The sequence below is a fragment of the Catalinimonas locisalis genome, from assembly GCF_038039535.1.
Classification (GTDB): Bacteria; Bacteroidota; Bacteroidia; order Cytophagales; family Cyclobacteriaceae; genus Catalinimonas.
This window is the reverse complement of sequence record NZ_JBBPHP010000008.1, coordinates 129,644-149,064: the sequence shown is the minus strand read 5'-3', so window position 1 is coordinate 149,064 and position 19,421 is coordinate 129,644. Positions and strand designations below refer to the sequence as shown.

At 42.5% G+C, this 19,421-nt stretch carries 23 protein-coding genes; 4 read left to right on the top strand and 19 right to left on the bottom strand.

Annotated features, from left to right (window positions below; all coding sequences use genetic code 11):
- Nucleotides 1-43: 43 nt before the first annotated feature.
- Together WJR50_RS12965 and WJR50_RS12960 are read right to left on the bottom strand one after the other, a co-directional pair.
- The gene (locus WJR50_RS12965; RefSeq protein WP_341293711.1) at nucleotides 44-1,687 is read right to left on the bottom strand and encodes an amidohydrolase family protein; all 1,644 of its coding nucleotides are present in this window, start codon (nucleotides 1,685-1,687) and stop codon (nucleotides 44-46) included.
- 224 nt (nucleotides 1,688-1,911) lie between these two features.
- Nucleotides 1,912-2,763, bottom strand: a complete 852-nt coding sequence (locus WJR50_RS12960) for a hypothetical protein (RefSeq protein ID WP_341293710.1) — start codon at nucleotides 2,761-2,763, stop codon at nucleotides 1,912-1,914.
- 626 nt (nucleotides 2,764-3,389) lie between these two features.
- On the opposite strand from WJR50_RS12960, the gene WJR50_RS12955 reads away from it, so the two are divergent.
- Nucleotides 3,390-4,040 (top strand): PQLLE family protein, encoded by a 651-nt coding sequence (locus tag WJR50_RS12955; RefSeq protein ID WP_341293709.1) that lies wholly within the window; start codon nucleotides 3,390-3,392, stop codon nucleotides 4,038-4,040.
- Nucleotides 4,041-4,135: 95 nt separating this feature from the next.
- On the opposite strand, the gene WJR50_RS12950 is transcribed toward WJR50_RS12955, so the two are convergent.
- The 12 genes from WJR50_RS12950 to WJR50_RS12895 all read right to left on the bottom strand — a co-directional run bounded on the left by WJR50_RS12950 (nucleotide 4,136) and on the right by WJR50_RS12895 (nucleotide 11,462).
- On the bottom strand, nucleotides 4,136-5,563 hold the full coding sequence (locus WJR50_RS12950) for an amidohydrolase family protein (protein WP_341293708.1): 1,428 nt from the start codon (nucleotides 5,561-5,563) through the stop codon (nucleotides 4,136-4,138).
- 37 nt (nucleotides 5,564-5,600) lie between these two features.
- The gene (locus tag WJR50_RS12945) at nucleotides 5,601-5,939 is read right to left on the bottom strand and encodes a low molecular weight protein tyrosine phosphatase family protein (protein ID WP_341293707.1); all 339 of its coding nucleotides are present in this window, start codon (nucleotides 5,937-5,939) and stop codon (nucleotides 5,601-5,603) included.
- A gap of 12 nt (nucleotides 5,940-5,951) precedes the next feature.
- Nucleotides 5,952-6,320, bottom strand: coding sequence for a nuclear transport factor 2 family protein (locus tag WJR50_RS12940; RefSeq protein ID WP_341293706.1), 369 nt, complete (start codon nucleotides 6,318-6,320; stop codon nucleotides 5,952-5,954).
- A gap of 49 nt (nucleotides 6,321-6,369) precedes the next feature.
- Nucleotides 6,370-7,020, bottom strand: a complete 651-nt coding sequence (locus WJR50_RS12935; RefSeq protein WP_341293705.1) for a Pr6Pr family membrane protein — start codon at nucleotides 7,018-7,020, stop codon at nucleotides 6,370-6,372.
- 71 nt (nucleotides 7,021-7,091) lie between these two features.
- Entirely contained in the window at nucleotides 7,092-7,604 is a 513-nt protein-coding gene (locus tag WJR50_RS12930) for a P-loop nucleotide/nucleoside kinase family protein (protein WP_341293704.1), read from the bottom strand.
- Between the two features lie 55 nt (nucleotides 7,605-7,659).
- Nucleotides 7,660-8,043 (bottom strand): DoxX family membrane protein, encoded by a 384-nt coding sequence (locus tag WJR50_RS12925; protein WP_341293703.1) that lies wholly within the window; start codon nucleotides 8,041-8,043, stop codon nucleotides 7,660-7,662.
- Nucleotides 8,044-8,095: 52 nt separating this feature from the next.
- Nucleotides 8,096-8,665, bottom strand: a complete 570-nt coding sequence (locus WJR50_RS12920) for a dihydrofolate reductase family protein (RefSeq protein ID WP_341293702.1) — start codon at nucleotides 8,663-8,665, stop codon at nucleotides 8,096-8,098.
- A 93-nt stretch (nucleotides 8,666-8,758) separates the two neighbouring features.
- On the bottom strand, nucleotides 8,759-9,190 hold the full coding sequence (locus tag WJR50_RS12915; RefSeq protein ID WP_341293701.1) for a VOC family protein: 432 nt from the start codon (nucleotides 9,188-9,190) through the stop codon (nucleotides 8,759-8,761).
- A 66-nt stretch (nucleotides 9,191-9,256) separates the two neighbouring features.
- Nucleotides 9,257-9,625, bottom strand: coding sequence for a nuclear transport factor 2 family protein (locus WJR50_RS12910; RefSeq protein WP_341293700.1), 369 nt, complete (start codon nucleotides 9,623-9,625; stop codon nucleotides 9,257-9,259).
- 44 nt (nucleotides 9,626-9,669) lie between these two features.
- Nucleotides 9,670-10,605: a VOC family protein gene (locus WJR50_RS12905; protein ID WP_341293699.1), complete on the bottom strand. Its 936-nt coding sequence runs from the start codon at nucleotides 10,603-10,605 to the stop codon at nucleotides 9,670-9,672.
- A 25-nt stretch (nucleotides 10,606-10,630) separates the two neighbouring features.
- Entirely contained in the window at nucleotides 10,631-11,020 is a 390-nt protein-coding gene (locus WJR50_RS12900; RefSeq protein WP_341293698.1) for a VOC family protein, read from the bottom strand.
- Nucleotides 11,021-11,057: 37 nt separating this feature from the next.
- Nucleotides 11,058-11,462: a hypothetical protein gene (locus WJR50_RS12895; protein ID WP_341293697.1), complete on the bottom strand. Its 405-nt coding sequence runs from the start codon at nucleotides 11,460-11,462 to the stop codon at nucleotides 11,058-11,060.
- A 130-nt stretch (nucleotides 11,463-11,592) separates the two neighbouring features.
- Here WJR50_RS12895 and WJR50_RS12890 point away from each other — a divergent pair, with 130 nt between their 5' ends.
- Nucleotides 11,593-12,579, top strand: coding sequence for a GlxA family transcriptional regulator (locus tag WJR50_RS12890; RefSeq protein WP_341293696.1), 987 nt, complete (start codon nucleotides 11,593-11,595; stop codon nucleotides 12,577-12,579).
- Between the two features lie 61 nt (nucleotides 12,580-12,640).
- Here WJR50_RS12890 and WJR50_RS12885 read toward each other — a convergent pair whose 3' ends face one another.
- The 5 genes from WJR50_RS12885 to WJR50_RS12865 all read right to left on the bottom strand — a co-directional run bounded on the left by WJR50_RS12885 (nucleotide 12,641) and on the right by WJR50_RS12865 (nucleotide 17,622).
- Nucleotides 12,641-13,402 (bottom strand): hypothetical protein, encoded by a 762-nt coding sequence (locus tag WJR50_RS12885; RefSeq protein WP_341293695.1) that lies wholly within the window; start codon nucleotides 13,400-13,402, stop codon nucleotides 12,641-12,643.
- A 111-nt stretch (nucleotides 13,403-13,513) separates the two neighbouring features.
- Complete coding sequence (locus WJR50_RS12880) at nucleotides 13,514-14,314, bottom strand: M15 family metallopeptidase (protein WP_341293694.1); 801 nt, start codon at nucleotides 14,312-14,314, stop codon at nucleotides 13,514-13,516.
- A gap of 59 nt (nucleotides 14,315-14,373) precedes the next feature.
- On the bottom strand, nucleotides 14,374-15,183 hold the full coding sequence (locus WJR50_RS12875) for a LytR/AlgR family response regulator transcription factor (protein ID WP_341293693.1): 810 nt from the start codon (nucleotides 15,181-15,183) through the stop codon (nucleotides 14,374-14,376).
- A gap of 66 nt (nucleotides 15,184-15,249) precedes the next feature.
- Nucleotides 15,250-16,392, bottom strand: coding sequence for a sensor histidine kinase (locus WJR50_RS12870; RefSeq protein WP_341293692.1), 1,143 nt, complete (start codon nucleotides 16,390-16,392; stop codon nucleotides 15,250-15,252).
- A gap of 207 nt (nucleotides 16,393-16,599) precedes the next feature.
- On the bottom strand, nucleotides 16,600-17,622 hold the full coding sequence (locus WJR50_RS12865; RefSeq protein WP_341293691.1) for a GntR family transcriptional regulator: 1,023 nt from the start codon (nucleotides 17,620-17,622) through the stop codon (nucleotides 16,600-16,602).
- 301 nt (nucleotides 17,623-17,923) lie between these two features.
- Here WJR50_RS12865 and WJR50_RS12860 point away from each other — a divergent pair, with 301 nt between their 5' ends.
- Both WJR50_RS12860 and WJR50_RS12855 read left to right on the top strand, forming a co-directional pair.
- A complete protein-coding gene (locus WJR50_RS12860; RefSeq protein WP_341293690.1) occupies nucleotides 17,924-19,084 on the top strand; it encodes an MFS transporter in 1,161 nt (386 codons plus the stop codon).
- Nucleotides 19,085-19,114: 30 nt separating this feature from the next.
- Entirely contained in the window at nucleotides 19,115-19,372 is a 258-nt protein-coding gene (locus WJR50_RS12855; protein ID WP_341293689.1) for a hypothetical protein, read from the top strand.
- Nucleotides 19,373-19,421 lie beyond the last annotated feature (49 nt).

Genomic DNA, 19,421 nt, shown 5'->3' with positions numbered 1-19,421 from the left:
TTGGCTATAATGGTTAGTATAAGCGGTCGTTTTAATGCCGCTTCTATATTGTCGTATACATCAGCATATCCCAGAAAAGTTTTGCCGACATTAACAATCCATTGTTTCTTGAATGGATTTTTTGTTTTAGATGTCCTATTTCTTCTTTATTCAGATACGTTCCATGACAAATAATACCATATACGCTCTTTAGGTTGGATATTTCCTGAATAGGGTTTTGAGAAAGCAGTATTAAATCAGCATTTTTCCCTGCTTCAATAGTTCCGTGAATTTTATCCAAACCATAATATTCGGAAGGGTTCAAAGTTGCTGTCCTCAGGACTTCATAATTTGAAAGGCCCGTAGCTGACAGTTCTTGCAGTTCGTCAATTAAAGAAGTTCCTGGTAGTTCAGGCACATCTGAGCCGGCTAATATCTTTACTCCAGAGTCACTTGCTGTTTTAGTGATTTCAAGACCCTTGCTATAAAAATCATGGTACACTTCTCTGCCTAAGTCAGTTGTGTCTTCTTGTAGCGTCGCATCCAGATCCTCAAATGATAAAAACCTGAAAATAGGGTTGAGCTGGTCATACCTTGCCCTAAAACGCTCATCATCTGCATAAGCATCAGCCTTTCTGGTCAGGTGTGTAGGGCAGTAGTAGGTATTATTATTTTTTAATGCATCCAAATTTGCTTTCAATAAAAGGGTATCGTGCTCGTCAAGCATTTGCTTTCTGAGTTTGGTATTGTCTTTTCCTTTGGGGTTATCACTATTTCTGAGTTTTTGTGACCCTTTAAAACTATCCCAGATTAAAAATCGGGCATGCTCCATACTCCTCATCCCTGCATTAGCTGCTTCTATCGTGCTCACCCGAACGGGTTTGTGACCTGCCACCTCAATCCCCGCTTTCTTTGCTTCTCTCATCAGTGTGAAGAATGCCTCTCTGGGAATGTTGTTGTATGTTTTGATCAAAGTCACCCCTTGTGCCTGAAAATAGTTTACCAACATTTTAGCTTGTTCACTATTTGCACAATTAAAATATTCAGGTGAGTTGTCAAACATGGGATTGGGCCCTTCAATAGCAAAACTGGGGATACTATGAACGATAGGTCCCAATAATTCCATATCGGTTACTTTATGATTCCACTTTCTAATCCTGTGGGGAGTGGACGCAAAGTGATCCCTGTTGTTATAAGATCCACGCATATCACGTACATGCATTACACCATTGATAACAAATTGGGCATAAGCACTATTGGGTGACCGTTTGGTCAAATGGACATGCATATCCCACAATGCCGGAATCAAATATTTACCTGTTCCATTTATAGTTAATTGGTTGTCATTTTTCTTCTGTAATGGCTCTGCACTTATTTCTTTTATCTGCTTTCCTTCAACCAGGATATGCTGGTTTTGTAAAATAGTATCATTTTTCAGGTCAACGATGTTGACGTTCTTTATCACTAATTCTGAATATCCCTTTACAGGAAAACCAATAGTAGAATAGGGTATGAAGACAGTAGTAACAAATACAACTATGCAGGTAAGAATCCCTGCCAGCGTGTATTTTAAAGTTTTCAACATTGTTCCTTTCATGGTTCGGGCATCAGCATTGGCTACAACTAATGTATAGCTGCTATGAATTGCATATTCACACTTTAATATAGCAGCATGCACGTTATTATCCAATCCCTCATCAGCAGTCACAAATCAACTGCTTTTGTTTTATACCCCCCTCCCCTAATCTGTGCCGCCTCTGCTAAGTCCTCACAGAATTTCAGTCCAGAAATATACCTCCTGCAATGCCATAGGGGAATTTCTGAATTGACTCTCCTGATGTATTATAGCTAAACATAATATTGAATACTATCTCTGTCTAGAAAGGTCTGTGAGGACCCGGCCCGGGCGGCACAGACCACGGAGAGAGTTATTTATTTATTTTCTTCTTCTTCCGTTGTTTTTTCTTCTGCTTGTTCAACTGCCTGTTCAATTGCTTCATTTTTTTGCTCTTCAAGATTCTGAGATTTGTTTTTTAGATATTCAGGACTTGGCCATATTTTATTTAATTCACCTTCAAGTATCTCTGTTACTTGCAAGCAACATTCGTAGGATTGCAAAAAGTATTGAATGTCTACTGGTAAAAAATTTCCAGCCTTTACTCTTGCTAATGTGTCAGCTTTTGACAAATAAATCTCATTTGCAACTCCTTGATTGTGAATATAAATATCTCTTGTTGCTTTAAGCTCTACATATTTATGAAATGCGGGCTTTTCTAAAAGCTTAATTCCAACATATTTTGAAAATTCCTCTGCGAAGTCTTTAGGAGATTTATAAGCCAACTCATTAATAATTGTATTGACCAACGCTATTTTTATTTCTTCGAGGGAATGGGCTTCCAATACTAATTCAGCATCAATTTTTCTTTTATTTGATATTTTTACTGGGAACTCAATTAAAGTTGCCCTTAAAATGTCTCCAAGCAGCGCTTCAATTGTTGTTACTAACTGATAGATTCCATTTATTGGTAATTGGTTTAATCCTAAATATTCGTACCGTCCAACAAGTATATCCTTTGTATATTTGTGAGTAGAATTAATAGCTGTATTGTCTGGTCTGAAACCAACAGGATAGGTGACTTCTATTTCTTCTTCTTCTGATTCATTTATAATTTGCACATATTTGTCAAAAGCTTGATAAGTTAATTGCGCGATTTCTCCTTGTAAAAAGAGAATGTTTCTTGCTTCAACAACTTTTTCGTATAATCTATCTCCGAATACTTTCATTTTTCTTTATTTATAATTGTGCCTGACTACAGTATAGCCACTATGAATAGCATATTCACACATTAATATAGTGGTATACACGCTATTATCCAATCTGTCGCTGTCCACTAATCGGTAGCTCCACAAGCCTTTGCCCTACATACTATCACACCACACACCCTCCTCAATACAGTATAAAGTAACTAAGGCCTCTATGGTAAAGGGTGTTGGCTGATATTCAACCTACTTTACACTGTGCTGCATCGGCTGCAAGCTGACATTTTGTTACTTTCACGTGTACTTACCAGCGTGTAAGTAGTGTGTAAAGTTACTGAATAGTGCCACTTTGTCAGTTAAACAGGGTTTTTTGCCCCTGAAACCTTTACAAACAAGCCTGCAAGTAGTGTATAAAGTAGCTTTAATGTCAACTTACAGTAAGGTTTGTACACATTTAGTTACTAAACAGTGTACTCACTGTAAGGTATGCACACATATTGGTAATTTAATTTTAGGTGTCCAAGGCTATTTTGGCAGTATTTAGCCATTATATGCTCAGTCTTCATAAATATAACAAGCGTAATAATACTTAGTGATATGAAAAGCGCTGCATATTTATTCCTCCTTACCTTTATCATAAAAATACCCTTATGCAAAAGAATATGGTGATGGTATCCCGCCTCTTTGAAGAGGGCGACAGGTACATCAAAAACGGCACAGAACAGCAGGAAATCCAGAAGAAAATGGGACTGCACGGTTTTAATCCCAAGCGTTTTCTGGAAGGTGACGGACTGCTTACCGAGGCCAAAGGCTGGCAAAATCAGATGATCAATTTATATGGTGACAAACAGGAGATTGCCAGTCAGCTAAAATCACAGGAACAAGAGGCGTTTGATACGTTTATGGACCATGTCGCTACCGTGAAGTATGTTTTCAGGAAAGAGCCTTCTACCCTGGCTAAGTTCAATGTGCAGAAGGTGTCCCGTAGCGTTAAAGTATGGGTACAACAGGCCAATTTTTTCTACACCAAAGCTGAGGAGTATGCCGATATATTGTCTGCTCAGGGCTTAAGCGCCGAAGTACTGGCCCAAACCAAAGCCATGGTACAGGCAGTGGCTGATGCCCGTAACCAGCGGATGATGCGCAAAGGGGAAGCGGAAGAAGCTACCCGTATGCGTAACGAATCCATTAAAGCGCTGAAAATATGGATGAGGGATTTTCGTTACATCGCCCGCATTGCCCTTAAAGACAGCCCCCAATTGCTGGAAGCCCTGGGTATCGTAGTGAAGGCGAAGGCATAGTGCTGAATAGGGCACGCGTTTCCGTTGCACTCAAACGCGCGCCAGGATTGTAATTTATTTTGAATGGCTACTTAGCTTTCTTAAGCATTCAGGGCTTATGGCCCTACTTTCCCTTCCACTTCTTTGATCAGTAGCTGAGGATCATAGCCGTAGCCTTCCTTGAATACATACTTCACCTCTTTGATCAGTGAAGCATCGGCAGTAAGATCAGCATTGAGCAGCACGAAGTCAGCCCGCTTTCCCGGTACGATAGCGCCGATACCGGACTCCTCCAATACCCGGGCACCATTGCTACTCATGATCATGATCGCTTCTTCCGGGCTAAAGCCTGCTTCTATGAGCAGTTCATAGTTTCGCTGATCACCATAGCCGGGCAGATTGTGCCTGCCGGCATCCACTCCGGCGGTGAGGGTGCCACCCATCTTAAAAAACTGGTATTCAAAGGCCATGATCCGCTTCAGCCGTGCTTCTCTAAGTATACCATCCTCCTGCTCATTTTCATACTGCTGCCTTCTCTCCTGGTACTGCGACAGCAGATCAGGCGACATGGCTTTGAGGGTACGCTCGTTGGCCAGGGCACGCTTAGGGATGCTGGACTCATAAATAGACAGCGTGGAGGTGAGAAATACATGCTGATCAATCATATGCTGATGCAGGCGACGAACTACCTCACTTCCGATTTCCAGGCTGTCCATATAGCCTCTTGAGCCGTTGCACTGGCCATAGCTCTTGTTCTTTCTGAAATCGCTGGCACTGTTGAGGCCGTGCTCTATACCATCTATACCCATGTTGACCGCTTCCTCAAAAGTAATGGAGCAGAAGTGCCCGGTTACCTTGGCCTCGTGCTGATGCGCTTCATCAATGATGACTTGTAGATCTTCCGGGCGGGTATGGCGGTATACTTTGAACCAGCGTACTCCCAGTTCTACCCAATGTTGAATGGTATCCCTGATATGGGCTTCGCTTCGGGGAATGATCATATTGGGATTACCTCCCGGACCGGTGAAGTAGGGTCCGCTAGTGACGATATCCGGTCCTACAACTTCTCCCTGTTTAATCTGCTCCGCCAGTGCTATTTCTTCATAAGGCGAAGCTGCTCCGCAGGTCTGAATGGTGGTAACACCGGCTGCCAGATACAGTTTACTGGTTGTACTGCCCATGAAGGGCTGCCCCGGCATGTGCAGATGATTGTGTACGCCCACTATGCCGGGGATAATGGTTTTCCCCCTGCCCTCTATGATTTTGGCACCTTCAGGGATAATGATCTTTTCTGATGAACCTATTGCATCAAAGTAGCCATTGCGGATCAGGATAGTTTGATTTTCCTGTACTGGATTGCCCAGTCCATCCAGTAGCTTTACGTGGGTGATGGCGATAAGCGACTCGTCGTGTACAATGTACTGGTGTACTTCCTCAGCAAGCTCAGTGCGCTTATGTGCAGGCATGCTATGGGTAGCTGATTCGTTGCTACTGCGGCAGCTTAGCAGTGAGAGGAGTAGAAAAAATAAGAAAAGGTTTTTCATGCAAGGAATGCTATGCAATGTGGCTGTTTCACTTCTTTTATTCAATGATTTCAAGGTAGGCGTTTACCCCGGATTCAAGTAATTCAATCAATGCCTTATCCATAAATTTGTATTCGTCTTCAATTCCTAACACTTCAATAGGTGGTAAATTGAGGCTTCTATATTCTTTTTTAACTCTTTGTTGGTGCGCATCTTCCATCACAAAAATGATATCGGCCCACTGTTTGTCGTTTATATTGAGCTGATGCGGACTTTTAGGACTAAAACCTGCTGAACGGCTGTTGAAGCGGGGATCGTTTCGGAATATTTGCTCAGCAGTTTTACTTCTTCTCTTATTCCTACCACAGACAAATAGGATATTAGGCTTCTCACGCATACTTTATTTTCTTTAAAACATCCCATTTTCATTGGGCATATTCGGAGGTACGGCCTGCCCAAAGTCCCAGAGTTCGGCGATTTTGCCTTTTTCAAAACGGAAGATATGGATTACTGCCGCGCCTAAGTCATCAGGGTTTTGCCTGATACTAGAATGTACCGCTACCAGATTGCCATCTTCCAATGTCCTGAGTATCTCAAAGACCTTATCAGGGTTTTCTCTGGCATCTTCTTCCATCGCCAGCATCAGTGTTTCCCCATCTCCTTTAAAGTAGGCATTATGATGGATGAAATGCTGCCCTGCATATTTACTGAAAGCCTCCCGGGAAGCTCCCTGAGCAGCCAGTTGCAAGAAGTCCTGTGCGATCTCTTTAATGGTCATGGTACTTTTGTTCAGTATTGATCTGCAATATGTAAAATAAATCAGGTTTTCATGAGTTTCTGAAAGCTTGTGTTGCTGCAGGTCTCGCCAGTAACTTTCCTACGCCAATATATAAAACGCAGAAGCCAATGAAGACCAACATCAGCCCCAGGCTATTCAGCAATACCTGGCTCATCCCCAACTCACTCACATTGACAAAGGGATAAGGATAAAAGCCGGAGAAACTTCCTCTGACCAGTATATACAGCAGATAAATTAATGGATAGAGCAGCCAGACAGGGATGAAGCGCCACTTCAGTTGTGCCTTGTCTTCGTACAGATACCAGTAGAGGATAAAGTAAAGCGGGTTTACCGAATGCAGCAGTTCATCCACCAGCTTCTGCATGCCCGTCGGCTCCCAAATCTGCCTCAGCAGGAGCTGATAGACCAGTCCTACTACCGTGATGTAAACTGTAATGGCGGTGATGACTCCCCTGCGCTGAAACAATTTCCCCAGTCTGGAACTGCTGCCCAGCCACATCGTACAGAAATATAGCGCGACTAAAGTATTGGTCAGAATGGTAAAGAAGCTGAAGAAGCGAACAGTGGTTTCAAGCACAGGAGTCTGACTGTTTTCTATCATCAATACATACTGGGTAATGACGGCAAAACAGGCCAGCAGGACTCCGAAGATGACAAATAATTTTTTAGTCTCAGGCATAGAGCATACGTTATCTTTAGCTGAATTTAACAAAGCGAAGCGGAAGTGGAAAGTGATTATTCATGTACAAGCTAGCACTTCACCACCGGTAGTTCTTCTATAGCGCCTAAGGTTTGCGCTACACTCAGTGTGCCTGTATCTATGAGGTGAACGTAGTCCGGCCATGGATGATTGCGCTGTTCCTGCATCACGATGGCTACCCTTTCATTCATCCGGTTTTCGGGCTTGCGCAACTGGTCTCTCCTCTGGTTTTCTTCTAAAGCACAGTAGAGCCAAACCACTTTGATGCTGCTGACATGAGTTAGTTTTTGCAAGCCATCTACTAACATTTGTATGCCCAGCGGACTCCAGACATTTTCAATGGCTACCGGCATGCCATACTTTAGATATTGCTGAGCCAGTACCAAAGTAGTTTCGGCAACGAACTTCTCTTCTTCTACCGTCCAATGCGGGAAATCTGCTTTGTAGATCCACTCGGTCAGGTAATCACATTCAATGGTAGCCCCATTTTTAAGTTTGGCCCAGGCCTGGGCAAGGGTAGACTTCCCTACCCCACAGGCTCCGGTGATGATCAGTACTTCCATAGCTTGCTGCTTATCCAACCTAAAGATAAACGTATCTCAGGAAATGAAAAGATATTCAGATAGGTCTGGCAAGCAGTAGGGGTGCATAAAGTTGACGATAGTAATAGGCCAATAAAAGATTACCCAGCAATAGGAAGATGGCAATTGCCAAACCTTCGGGAGCCAGAAAGCTGTGGAATAGGAAAATGTTTACTACAATCGGAAAGATCACTATAGTCGCCAAAGGAACGAAGAAACCGCTGATGAAGGCAATGGCGCAAATCAGCTCAATGATTTTGATCATGGGCATCATGTATACGGATGCTTCTACACCTTCATTAAATAGCCTGACACTTCCCTCCAATTCCGGCTGAGGCACTAAATTGAACAGCACCACGATGGAGGAGAACAGAAAGATTAACCCCATCAGTATACGAACGATTTTTACAGTAATTTTCATGATAAGTGAGTTTGGGTTTGGTTAAATAAAAAACGCATGCTATTTCCAGGGCTTATGCTTTATGGGGAGTATAGCGTAGTGCCACAATTCCGCATTCAAAAGCCTGAGCATGGGTAAGCTGAAAGCTTTTCTTCTGCTCCGGACCTGCAAAAATGCTCATCCCACTACCGATAGCGGTAGGATTGACGAACAGATTGTACTCATCTATCAGGTTTTCCTGGATCAGAGAAGACACAAAGTTAGCGCCACCGTAAACGATGATATCCTGTCCTTCCTTACTTTTGAGATGATTCACTACCGCAGCAAGCTCTCCATTTTCTACTTCCGTGTTTTTTCCTTCTATCTTCTGGAGTGATTTAGAGAAAACTATTTTTGGAGTGTGCACAAACTTATGGGCAGCATCATCTGCAGTTTCAGGATCTGCAAGCCGTGATTCCCAGGTAGAAATAAAGCCTTCTGCCAGTTTGCGTCCCAGCAGGATACAGTCTACCGAGGCGGTGATATTATTTACATATTCATTGAGCGCAGCATCCCAGTTCCACTCCATCCAGTCCATTTCTCCATTGGTTCCGGCCACAAAACCATCCAGGGAAGTTTGCATCTGTAGTTTTAGTTTTCGCATAGCTTTTATTGTTTCTAGTATCTGATTTGAAGAAAAGAATAGTAGAACGACAATGTAGCCGTCCTACCAGATGTTGTTTTCTGTGTTTTACTCTTACTGCTGCTTGTAAGCATAGCTGATCATCCACTGTTTACCGAATTTATCGGTACACATTCCGAAATAATCTCCCCAGAACGCTTTCTCCATCGGCATGCTCACCTTACCGCCGGCAGAAAGCTTTTCAAACAACTGATCTGCTTCAGCCTCACTTTCTGCATCTAGCGACAATGAGATATTATCTCCCATATGCAGCTTATGCCCCATGGATTCCAGCGCATCTGTGCCCATCAGTATATTACCTTTTCCTATGGGTAAGGCAATATGCATGATCTTATCCTGATCTTTTTCAGGAACATTTCCGGCTTCAGGCATATCTTTGAAGCGGCTTATACCTCCGATAAACTCTCCGCCAAATACGGATTTGTAAAAATTAAAGGCCTCTTCAGTATTTCCGTTAAAGTTCAGATAGGGATTAAGGATTGGCATGTCTTTTAATGATTAGTGATGATTGAAAAATGATTAATGGGTAATGAAAGATGAAAAATGTAGGGTTTACTGCTCATGATTGGTCTCAACCACATAAGAAGTCATCTCCTTAATCTTCCCATCTTTGTGACTGCTTAAAAGATAAATGTCGCAGAAGGCATAGATTTTTACTTTACCGGATTTGTCCGTCACTTTCATGATCCCATCTACGGCGGCGGTTTTTCCGTGTGTGATCATATGATTGATTTTAAATTCGTGAGTATCCTCACTCTTCATAGCTTGTATTGATTTGGTAAATTCTTCTTTTCCACGGATGATATTTTCTCCTACCATATTCCAGACAATATCGTCGGTCACCTGGGCGATAATATACTCGGTATCAGATCTTGAGAAAGCTTCGTTGAAGCGCTGCAAAAATTCCTGATGATGGGTCATAATGAAAAAAGGTTTGGATTTAATAAAACTGATTTAACACCATACTATGCCTGCTCGTAAGCCTGTTTTAGTGTGGCTATATCCAGCTTTTGCATTTGCAACATTACTTTAGTGACATTTTGTGATTTGCTGGTATTAGAATTACTAAGCAGATCGTTCAATACAGTGGGCACTATCTGCCAGGAAAGGCCGTACTTGTCTTTGAGCCAGCCGCAAACCTGAGCCTCTTCATCTCCTCCTTCAGAAAGTCTATTCCAGTAATAATCTACCTCGTCCTGATCTTTGCAGCGGATGATAAATGACGTGGCTTCGGTGAAGGTAAATCCGTGCTCCAGATAGCTATCCATCGCCTTAAATTCCTGTCCATTCAGCGTAAAGGCAGCATAATTGATTGCCCCTTCCATATTAGGTTCCTGTCCCTTTCCGTAGCGGGAAATCTCTTTAATTTCTGCCTGCTCAAATACTGAGGTATAAAACTGCATAGCTTCTTCCGCCTTGCCTGCCTGATCTCCCACAAACAGTAAGCAGGGCACTATTTTCTGTTTGATCTCAGCCTGCTCTGCCAGGATGACCTGCCAGGAGACACCATACTTATCCTGCACCCAACCGTAGTATTTACTGAAAGGGTACTGCTGCAAAGGCATCATGACAAAGCCTCCATCAGAGAGTTTACCCCACAAGGTGTCCACTTCTTCTCCGGACTCACAGTAGACAAAAAAGGATACTGAAGGGGTGAGTTTGAATTGAGGGCCTCCGTTAAGTGCTACAAATTCCTGACCTTCTATCCGAAAAGATACGGTCATAACTGTTCCTTCGGCTTTGCCATGAATTTCATAGCCTTCTTTTCCAAAGTGGGTAAGCTCCAAAATTTCGGCGTTTTTAAAGGTAGAAGTGTAAAACTTCACGGCTTCTTCCGCCTGATCATCAAACCATAGGTTGGTAGTGATCTTTTGTGCCTGCATTGTTTTTACATCTGTCATAAGTTTGGCTTTTATAAATTTGACATTAATTTTCTTCTATAATGGAAAAGATATTTCCGGCAGGATCTCTGAACCATGCAATGTTGGGCCCTTTTGCCTGCTCAGCCCCGCGGAATACTCCCTTTTCATCCGTTTTGATCTCGCCTTCATACCGTTCAAATGACACTCCTTTCGCCCTTAGGGTATCTACTGCTTCATCAATATCCTCTACCGGAAAATTGAGAAGGGTAAAGGTGGCTGGTTCATGATCGGGTTTGGGATACACCAGAATGTTATTGCTTCCGGCTATATGAATTTCCAGTATTCCCATAGGATTATCTGCTACTTCCAGTCCCAGCACTTCTCCATAAAAGGTTTTTGCTTTTTCTATATCGTCAACTGAAAATCCGCTGAATGCTTTACTGTGTGTCAACATGCGCTTATGTGTTTTAGGTAAAAAATATTTGTTCTGTTCAGGCCTCCAGTTTGAGCATGCACATCACATCCTCTCCCTGATACCACTCTATGCCTGGTGCTACTATATCTGACCGGGATTTGCCCAGTTTCCTGAAAGTCAAGCCTATCTTTTCTTCCTGCCCTCTCCAGTTTTTCACGGTTTCAGTCAGGTACTTTCCTTTGGAGAGCACGAAAGTCTCACAATTGTACTGCGCACTCTCCCCATCAAAAGCCTGAGATACCGCAGCCTTGTAGATCAACCCTCTCTCCTTATTTGGATAAGATATTCCAAAAAAAACTCTTTCCTGACTGTCAGGAAGCATGCGCATCAATGTGTTAAAAGCTTCGCCTATTCCTTCAGGAAAAGACTGTGCAGTAACCGCTATCAGTGCCACATCCTCAGTGAATGTATATTCTTTCATAAACTTATTTTAAGAATAAAAAACTTATTTTAAGTATATTGCAATACTACGGTCTATTTCCGAATTTTAGAGGGTGCGAATGCGACAGTTTGAGGGGTGAATCACGACATTAATCCAAACCAGATTTGCTATGAAACATGTATCAATTCTTATTCCCCGCGGGCACATCAGCGTAGTTAATATTGAGGGCACTTACCAAATATTATCAGAGGTAAATGGCCTGCTCAAAGAGATGGGCAGAAAGCCTGTATTTAAAGTTCATCTGGTAGGTTTGGCCAAAACAGAAGAAAAACATGGCCTGTTTAGCGTGAATCCTGACCTGAGTATAGCAGAGGTAACTAAAACTGATTTGATCATCATTCCTGCTGTACACGGCGATCAGGGAAAAGTGCTGGCGCGTAATCAGGAGTTTATCCCCTGGCTCATCCGGCAATATGATAATGGTGCAGAAATAGCCAGTTTTTGCATTGGTTCTTTTTTCCTGGCAGCTAGCGGTTTACTAAAAGGCAGGCAGTGTACTACCCACTGGAAGTTTATCCATGAATTCAGGCAAATGTATCCGGAAGCCCATGTGGTGGATGATAAGATTATGACGGAACAGGAGGGAATTTATACCAGCGGCGGGGCTTATTCTTATTTAAACTTATTACTTTATCTGATAGAAAAATATGCAGGGCGCGAAATTGCTGTTTTCATTTCTAAAGCCTTTATGATTGACATTGATCGCACCAGCCAGTCTCCCTTTATTATTTTCCAGGGACAGAAGACGCATGAGGATGCGGAAATCAGGCAGGCACAGGAGTTTATTGAGCAAAACTTTCAGGAAAAAATTACCCTGGATACCCTCGCTTCTATGTTTGCCATGGGCAGAAGAAATCTGGAACGCAGATTTAAGAAAGCTACCAGCAACACAGTGACTGAATACATTCAAAGGGTAAAGGTAGAAGCCGCAAAAATGAGCCTGGAATCTTCCCGAGAGAATGTGAATGAAGTGATGTACAAAGTGGGCTATACCGATAACAAAGCTTTTCGTTCTGTTTTCAAAAAAATTACCGGCTTGTCTCCGGTGCAGTACCGCAATAAGTACAATCGTGAAGCAGTCATTTCAGCTTCTTAGTTTTAGGACGTAAAAAAAGCGGAAGAGAACTCATCCGCTTTTAACACTTTAAAACCTAACCTTATCTAATCTTGTCTTTCAGAGTTTCAATCTTGCTCTTAGCATCAGTTCTGCCCAATGCGTAGGCTTTTTCGTAAAGCAATAGAGCCTCCTGATAAGATGCCTGTTTCTTTTTGCGTGCCAACTGCGTACGCCTGGCAATTTCTTCTACGGCTTCGCCCCTTGCGTAATAAGCATCCGCCTGAGAGATTTGCTGTTGAAGAATCATCTCTTTGATACGAGCCTCTGCACTGGCCAGCTCTTCGTTCTGCGCCATGATTTCCTCCGTTTTCTGCACAATCTCTTCCTCCCTGGCAGCTACTGTCATCACCAGCGAAGCATTGTCAGCTTCCAGCCCTTCTACCTGAGCCTGTAGTGCAGTAATTTCCTCGTTTTTGGCAGTAATTTCTTTTTTCAGTTTCTTGATGGTAGCTGCATAAGTCTGGCTTACGGACTGAGAAGTTTGCAGGCTTTTCTCCAGCTCAGCAATTCTTTCCTGAGTCTCCAGTACATACCCTTGTAGGCTTTCCATCCGCTTGATGTAATTATCGGTAGGGCCGGTCTCAAGATTAATGGCAACATACTGACGGGCAGCATCTATTGAATCCATCAGCACGCCTACTTCTTCCAGCATGCGGGCGGCCTGCTGGCTGTGAAGCAGCTCTAACTGCAAGCTATCAAGCTGCGCTTGTAACTGTTCATTTTCCTGCTTTACACCACAACCAAAGAGGGTACTTATTAACAACGTGACACTTATAAGTGCCAGTCTATTTTGTCTGATCATATTATATTTGATAAATATGATGATTAGACGAGACAGTAACTAAAAGTCACTATTCAAAGAAAAAATTATTTCATTTAAAGATAAAAGATGTTTTCCCAGGCTACTTTGAGCTTACCAGTTCATACAGCGGGGTGCTATACCATTGACGTATTTGCGAATGGCTTCTATCTCTTCTGCTACGCTACCTCCGTCAAAACCACCCAGTTCAGCATAACTGATTTTTTCGTTGTATTGCTTCAGAAACTGGCTGGCAAGCGGCATATAGCTCCAGTGCCACCTTTCTTCATTATAGCCATGCGGTCTTTTATCACCTTTCTCAGTATACACCTGACAAAAGCCGTATTCATGGGCATGGGCCAACAGCCAATCGTACACTTTTTTACCCTCACCGGAAGCGAAGTAGGAGTTGCTCAAGGCGTTCAGGTCAATATCAGTACCCCAGTGATGGCGAGAGGTACCGGGCATGGAACTGTACTCCAGTATTTTCAAAGCTCTTTCTTGAGGATCGCTTATTGCCTGACTCAGATCCATACCATCAACCTTTCGCTGACCATTCCACTTTGCTTCCCAGATGCTTTTCTGGACAGCAAAGTTTCGTGTGGCTGAGATAATTTGAAGGCTCACATCATCTTCCCTGGCTGCTTTTGCCATGCGGACAAAATCCTCATAGGTTTGTTTTCTGAGGTAAATCTCATCTTTATTGGTATACTGAGAGGCTATCCGGACAAAACTACTATCCTTTGCAGGTTCAATTTTGCCCAACAAAGCTTCTGTACTTAGCTCAATCTCTATCACACTGTCATCTTCTGGCTGACTTACATTTTGAGATAAGTTCTGCTCCTCCTGGCTTGCTTCCTCAGTGGATGCTACATTTTTTTCCTGCTTCGGGGATTGGCAGGCTATACTAAACATTAACAAAAGTATACAGCTTCTTTTTATCATTTTATTCATTCGTCATTATTCATTAATCACTACTCGTTATTCATTAAACGCTTAATCCGGTCTTTGTAATTTCTGCTGACTTTTAGGGTAAGACCAGTATTCAGTTGTAGCTCCAGCTCACTTACTCCTCCGGTATTGATCTGCTGCACATGACTTACATTGACAATACTGGACTTGTGAATTCTAACAAACTGATCGGCTGGTAAATTCTTTTCCATATTTTTCATGCTATCGCGCAGCAGAAAATAACGTGCTTTGGTATGTACCTTTACATAATAATCATAAGCCTCTATCCACAGTACCTGATGATGGGGGAGCAGATGCACACGGCCTTCTGTTTTCACCGCCAACCTGCCGGTAGTACTTCCTGAGTTTGAGGAAAGCAGACTTCCCTCCCTGCCCCCGACAGCCTGCCGCTGCTGAGCCTGTAACAATTCATTCAGACGCTGCTGTTTCTCATGCAACTGCTGCTGCCTGATTCGGGCTTTGGCAAAATCTAGTGCTTTGAAGAACCTCTCGTCCGTAAAAGGCTTAAGCAGATAATCTACGGCATGTACTTCAAATGCCTGCAAAGTGTATTCATCATAGGCGGTAATAAAAATTACTTCGGGCCGATGTTCAGGAGCCAGGCTGTTGAGCACTTCAAAACCGTTGATACGGGGCATCTGTATATCCAGTAACAGCAAATCTACCTTTTGATCCTGCAAGACTTCCAGCGCTTCCAGGCCATTGGCACAGAGGGCAAGTACATCTACTTCTTTATCTTTCTCCAGCAGATGCTGCACACCTTCCCGGGCTTCTGGTTCGTCATCTACTATAATACATCTAAACTTGTCCATATTTTTAGATTGAAGCAGAAAATTGTAAGTAATTGGTCCGAACTTGTAAGATTAAATTCTTCATGATCATTCGCTTGCTATTTCTTTTTTTACGTTTGGTTTGTCATCCGTATTACTGATCGGCAAGCTGAGTCTGACCAGCACACTATCTTCCTGGGCGGTAAACTGTATGTGCGCTTTGCCCTGATAGAGTTGGCGTAATCTGTCAATGGTATTGCGCAAGCCTATGCCTTTACTTTTGGTCATCACCCAGTCATGAGGCGCTACATCGGTACTATTGTAAACCTCTAAGATCAAACGATTATTTTCATAATAGCTGCTGATGCGAAGTTTTGCCGGTCCCAGGGAGTGGGCTATCCCATGTTTAAAAGCATTTTCCACAATAGGTTGCAGCACCAGATTGGGCACCTGTGCTTGCTTTGTATCCTCGTCAATATGCATTTCTACCTGCAGACGGTCCTGAAAACGAACCTGCTCCACACTCAGATAGTGCTGGATTAAACTTAACTCTTCTTCCAGGCTGATGAACTGTTTTCTTTTCTGGCTGAGGTTATTACGCAGCATCTCACTCAAACCAATGATCATGCTGATGGCTTTGTCCTGATCGTTACGTCTTACCATCATGACGATAGCGTTAAGGGCATTAAAAAGAAAATGGGGCTGCAATTGTATACGCATGCTATTGAGTTGCACGTTACTGAGCTGAGTTTTAAGACCCAGAGCCTGCAATGCCTGATCCTGATAGCGGTGCCGGTAATCCAGTGCTGTCAAAATAAATAGGATAAGCCAATACACGCCTACTCCATTGATGATATCAAACCAGGTATCTCCCCAAAGCTGGAGTAATGCTCTCCAATCCAGACTTTCTTGAAGAAGAAAAAGGCGTTCCAGTAAAAGGCCGCTGATGTAAGCCATACTTTTGTGCAAAACACCGAAAAGTATACTCATCAAAATATGAAAAATGACAAAGGAAGTGCTTTTCCACCGTTTGGTATATAAAAAAAAGTCTATGACAAGATAGCTAAGTGCCCAATAACTGAGATAGGCTGAGAACGGATAGCGTATCATGCTTTGCCATTCAAAACTTTGTCCAAAGCTGATCGCATAGCTATACTGTTTTACCCCTGCCAGGATCCCCAGCAGACACCAGGCCAGAAAATTATAGGTCAGCAGCCTTTTGATCTGTAAAACACGCTCAATGGAATGCATAGGATGATAGCAATATAGGAAACAATCCTATAGGAATAAAAGCGTCTTAAAAAGCTAGAGGAAGTTCAACTACTTAGTAATCTCCTGGCAGTTTTATGAAAAGATGAATAACTATTTTAAAGACTTTAATGGTGGCAAGGTGATAGTTGCCCTCTGTCTGAAATTCAGGAAATAAAAGATATATACATCCGTATATCTAAATCATGTTTACAATGAAGGTCTCCTGATCATATAGAAGGGATTATTAAGCTTCTCGGTACGCTTCTCCAGAAGCATTTTAGCTGCGTTTTCTCCCATTTTCTGGAAGTCGGTAGAGATCACCGCTATGCCATCGTGCAGCACTTCCTTGATAGGAGTATCATTGTAAGAAATGATGCCCACATCTTTGCCTATCTCTAACTGGTTTTGTTTACAATACTTAATGATGTTGACCAGTTGATCTTCCTCAATGACAATGTAAAGACTACGAGGCTTTACCAAATCCGCGTCAAACACATTGGTGATGCAATATTCGTAGTGGTAGGCTGCACAAAACTTCTTAAAGCCCGTCATGATATCGGATACATACTGATTGCCGTCAGGAAAAATGAAATTGATTCTCTGGTACTTACTCAGGCGATCCATAGATGATGCCAGTACATCATAAATATCACTTTCAAAATTTTCGCAAACTGCTTTATAATTTCCTTTCAGCGCTTTTACATCCTTATCAATCAGCAGCAGTTTTTCGCGTGGTACTGAAGAGATTACTTCTACGGTTTTATCAGAAAAATCCTTAAAACAGGGAATAATGGCATAGTAATGATAGTTACCCTGGTTTTCGTCCAATATTCTTTTCAGCATTTCAGTACTGTAATTATGCACACAGGTCTCCACACTAGCCTGCTCTCCCAGGGTTTCCACAAAAGCCTGCACAATTTTTTTCTTATGAGCACTGATCTTGTTGATAATCATCAGTACGCGAATTTTATCTACCGGCTGGTCACAGTTAACGTAGTAACCTTTACCAGGTACAGACTTGATAATGCCCTGCTCTCTTAACTTGGTATAAGCTTTTTCAACAGTGTCTCGTGAAATCAGGAAGTCTTCACTGGTCTCATTAATAGAAGGAATGCGTTCTCCTCTTTTAAAAATCCCGTTTTCTATATCCGATTTGATCAAATTCATCACCTGCTCATACTTGGGAGTATGAGAGTCTTCCTGTATTTGTGTAAAGTTGATAGAAGGCATAAGTAGGTTGTTATAAGCAAGTAAGGCTTCAAGATAAGTTACTATCTTGTTTATTACAAAAATGATAAATTAAAAGCAGCATTTTCTATACAATTGAATATACAATTCTTTTTTTATTCAATTATTGCGCATTTTTAAGTTATCAAAATTTTAAATTTTATTAATAAGCAAAAAAATGTGGCACTTGCTATCTCAGGCTCTTTGAGCGCATTTTTTTCGCTTTAAATAGCCTCGGCTTTTTATAGATTAGTGCCAAAATTATTTTTTCTTTGTGCCTTCTAAAGCCGAACCGAGCTGGTGTATGTCATTAAATGTAGTTAAGAGTTCTCCTTCCGCAAATGTGTCCAGAATGGCCGTGGGCACTTTTTTTGTAATTCTCGGAATAATCTTTTCTAGCTGGGCCAGCCGCATTCCCAATATCCAGGGACACTTACAGCTTAGCGACGGAGCCTGGGGCAGTGTACTTTTTGCGCTTCCTTTTGGCTTACTTACCGGCTTACCTTTCTCTGCCTGGGCAGTAGCGCGTCTGGGAAGCCAGCGCACAATGCTTGCTGCCACCCTTTTTCACATCTTTACCTTGCCTTTTATCGGTCTGGCAGATGAAAGCTGGGTGCTGATGATCATCTTGTTTTTCTTCGGTTTGTCAGGTAATCTGATCAATGTGTCGGTCAATACACAGGCAGTGGCGGTTGAAGCTTTGTACAAACGCTCCATCATGGCATCTTTCCATGGTCTGTGGAGTCTGGCTGGTTTTGCCGGAGCAGCACTAGGAGCCTTATTTATCTCCTGGGGACTTAGTCCCTTCCTACATTTTTGTATCATAGGAGGACTGGTGCTCATTCTTTTAATATTCGCCTATCAGCATACCTTGGCAGATGAAAATGCTGAACAAAAAAAGCAAAAAGTGTTTGTAATGCCTGACCGGCAACTTCTGGTATTGGGCATGATTGCTTTCTGCGGTATGATCTGCGAAGGTACCATGTTTGATTGGAGCGGTATCTACTTTAAAAAAGTAGTAGAAGTACCTGAAGCGTATGTGGCTGTGGGCTATGTAGCTTTTATGTGTAGTATGGCTGCTGCCCGCTTTATAGGAGACCGGCTGGCTGGGAAATTTGGTACTTTCAGAATGATACAGTTAAACGGGCTTTTGATAGCCGCCGGACTGCTGATTTCTGTTGCCTTCCCTAATATCATTAGTGCTACACTTGGTTTTATGCTGGTAGGATTGGGAGTCTCTACCATTGTACCCCTGCTGTATGGAGAAACCGGAAAAACCAAGACCATGTCTCCTGGTTCCGCCATTACTGCGGTCTCTTCAGTAGGCTTTCTGGGTTTTCTTTTTGGCCCGCCGGTAATCGGTTATATTTCCGAGGTCACAGATCTACGCTGGGCATTTGCCCTGGTATCTATACTTGGCATCTGCATCGTACTGATCAGCAGCAGTGTAAAGAAGGTACAGTAATATTTCAGCTTTGTGCTTAACTTAGAGGGCATGGATGAACTTAAAAACCTGTTAATACTGACAGTCACAATCGTGAGTGTGCTGATCATCGCTTCTCTGCCCTGGCTGATCATTCTGGCCTTTGGATTTCAATCACTGGCTGCCGAAATGGAGCAGACAGAACTGACTTTCGGCTTAGGAAATGCTTATGTCAGCTTATTGATAATCGCTATGGTAAGTAGTGCCCTGATCCTCTATTTTTTAGTAAGCTGGATTGTCAAGCATAAGGACAACTTCTTTGAACCATAAAAAAAGCTTCCCAATATCAGGAAGCTTATATTACGTTAAAACGAGCAAT

Bases quoted from the DNA above. Each gene is read 5' to 3' on its own strand.
- WJR50_RS12910 (WP_341293700.1), bottom strand. From the start codon at position 9,625: ATGACCCATCATCAGGAATTTTTGCAGCGCTTCAACGAAGCTTTCTCA.
- WJR50_RS12925 (WP_341293703.1), bottom strand. From the start codon at position 8,043: ATGAAAATTACTGTAAAAATCGTTCGTATACTGATGGGGTTAATCTTT.
- WJR50_RS12870 (WP_341293692.1), bottom strand. From the start codon at position 16,392: ATGCATTCCATTGAGCGTGTTTTACAGATCAAAAGGCTGCTGACCTAT.
- WJR50_RS12880 (WP_341293694.1), bottom strand. From the start codon at position 14,314: ATGTTTAGTATAGCCTGCCAATCCCCGAAGCAGGAAAAAAATGTAGCA.
- WJR50_RS12930 (WP_341293704.1), bottom strand. From the start codon at position 7,604: ATGGAAGTACTGATCATCACCGGAGCCTGTGGGGTAGGGAAGTCTACC.
- WJR50_RS12940 (WP_341293706.1), bottom strand. From the start codon at position 6,320: ATGACCATTAAAGAGATCGCACAGGACTTCTTGCAACTGGCTGCTCAG.
- WJR50_RS12915 (WP_341293701.1), bottom strand. From the start codon at position 9,190: ATGCCAATCCTTAATCCCTATCTGAACTTTAACGGAAATACTGAAGAG.
- WJR50_RS12935 (WP_341293705.1), bottom strand. From the start codon at position 7,020: ATGCCTGAGACTAAAAAATTATTTGTCATCTTCGGAGTCCTGCTGGCC.
- WJR50_RS12955 (WP_341293709.1), top strand. From the start codon at position 3,390: ATGCAAAAGAATATGGTGATGGTATCCCGCCTCTTTGAAGAGGGCGAC.
- WJR50_RS12950 (WP_341293708.1), bottom strand. From the start codon at position 5,563: ATGAAAAACCTTTTCTTATTTTTTCTACTCCTCTCACTGCTAAGCTGC.
- WJR50_RS12860 (WP_341293690.1), top strand. From the start codon at position 17,924: ATGTCATTAAATGTAGTTAAGAGTTCTCCTTCCGCAAATGTGTCCAGA.
- WJR50_RS12895 (WP_341293697.1), bottom strand. From the start codon at position 11,462: ATGAAAGAATATACATTCACTGAGGATGTGGCACTGATAGCGGTTACT.
- WJR50_RS12920 (WP_341293702.1), bottom strand. From the start codon at position 8,665: ATGCGAAAACTAAAACTACAGATGCAAACTTCCCTGGATGGTTTTGTG.
- WJR50_RS12900 (WP_341293698.1), bottom strand. From the start codon at position 11,020: ATGTTGACACACAGTAAAGCATTCAGCGGATTTTCAGTTGACGATATA.
- WJR50_RS12945 (WP_341293707.1), bottom strand. From the start codon at position 5,939: ATGCGTGAGAAGCCTAATATCCTATTTGTCTGTGGTAGGAATAAGAGA.
- WJR50_RS12875 (WP_341293693.1), bottom strand. From the start codon at position 15,183: ATGGACAAGTTTAGATGTATTATAGTAGATGACGAACCAGAAGCCCGG.
- WJR50_RS12855 (WP_341293689.1), top strand. From the start codon at position 19,115: ATGGATGAACTTAAAAACCTGTTAATACTGACAGTCACAATCGTGAGT.
- WJR50_RS12890 (WP_341293696.1), top strand. From the start codon at position 11,593: ATGAAACATGTATCAATTCTTATTCCCCGCGGGCACATCAGCGTAGTT.
- WJR50_RS12885 (WP_341293695.1), bottom strand. From the start codon at position 13,402: ATGATCAGACAAAATAGACTGGCACTTATAAGTGTCACGTTGTTAATA.
- WJR50_RS12905 (WP_341293699.1), bottom strand. From the start codon at position 10,605: ATGACAGATGTAAAAACAATGCAGGCACAAAAGATCACTACCAACCTA.
- WJR50_RS12865 (WP_341293691.1), bottom strand. From the start codon at position 17,622: ATGCCTTCTATCAACTTTACACAAATACAGGAAGACTCTCATACTCCC.
- WJR50_RS12960 (WP_341293710.1), bottom strand. From the start codon at position 2,763: ATGAAAGTATTCGGAGATAGATTATACGAAAAAGTTGTTGAAGCAAGA.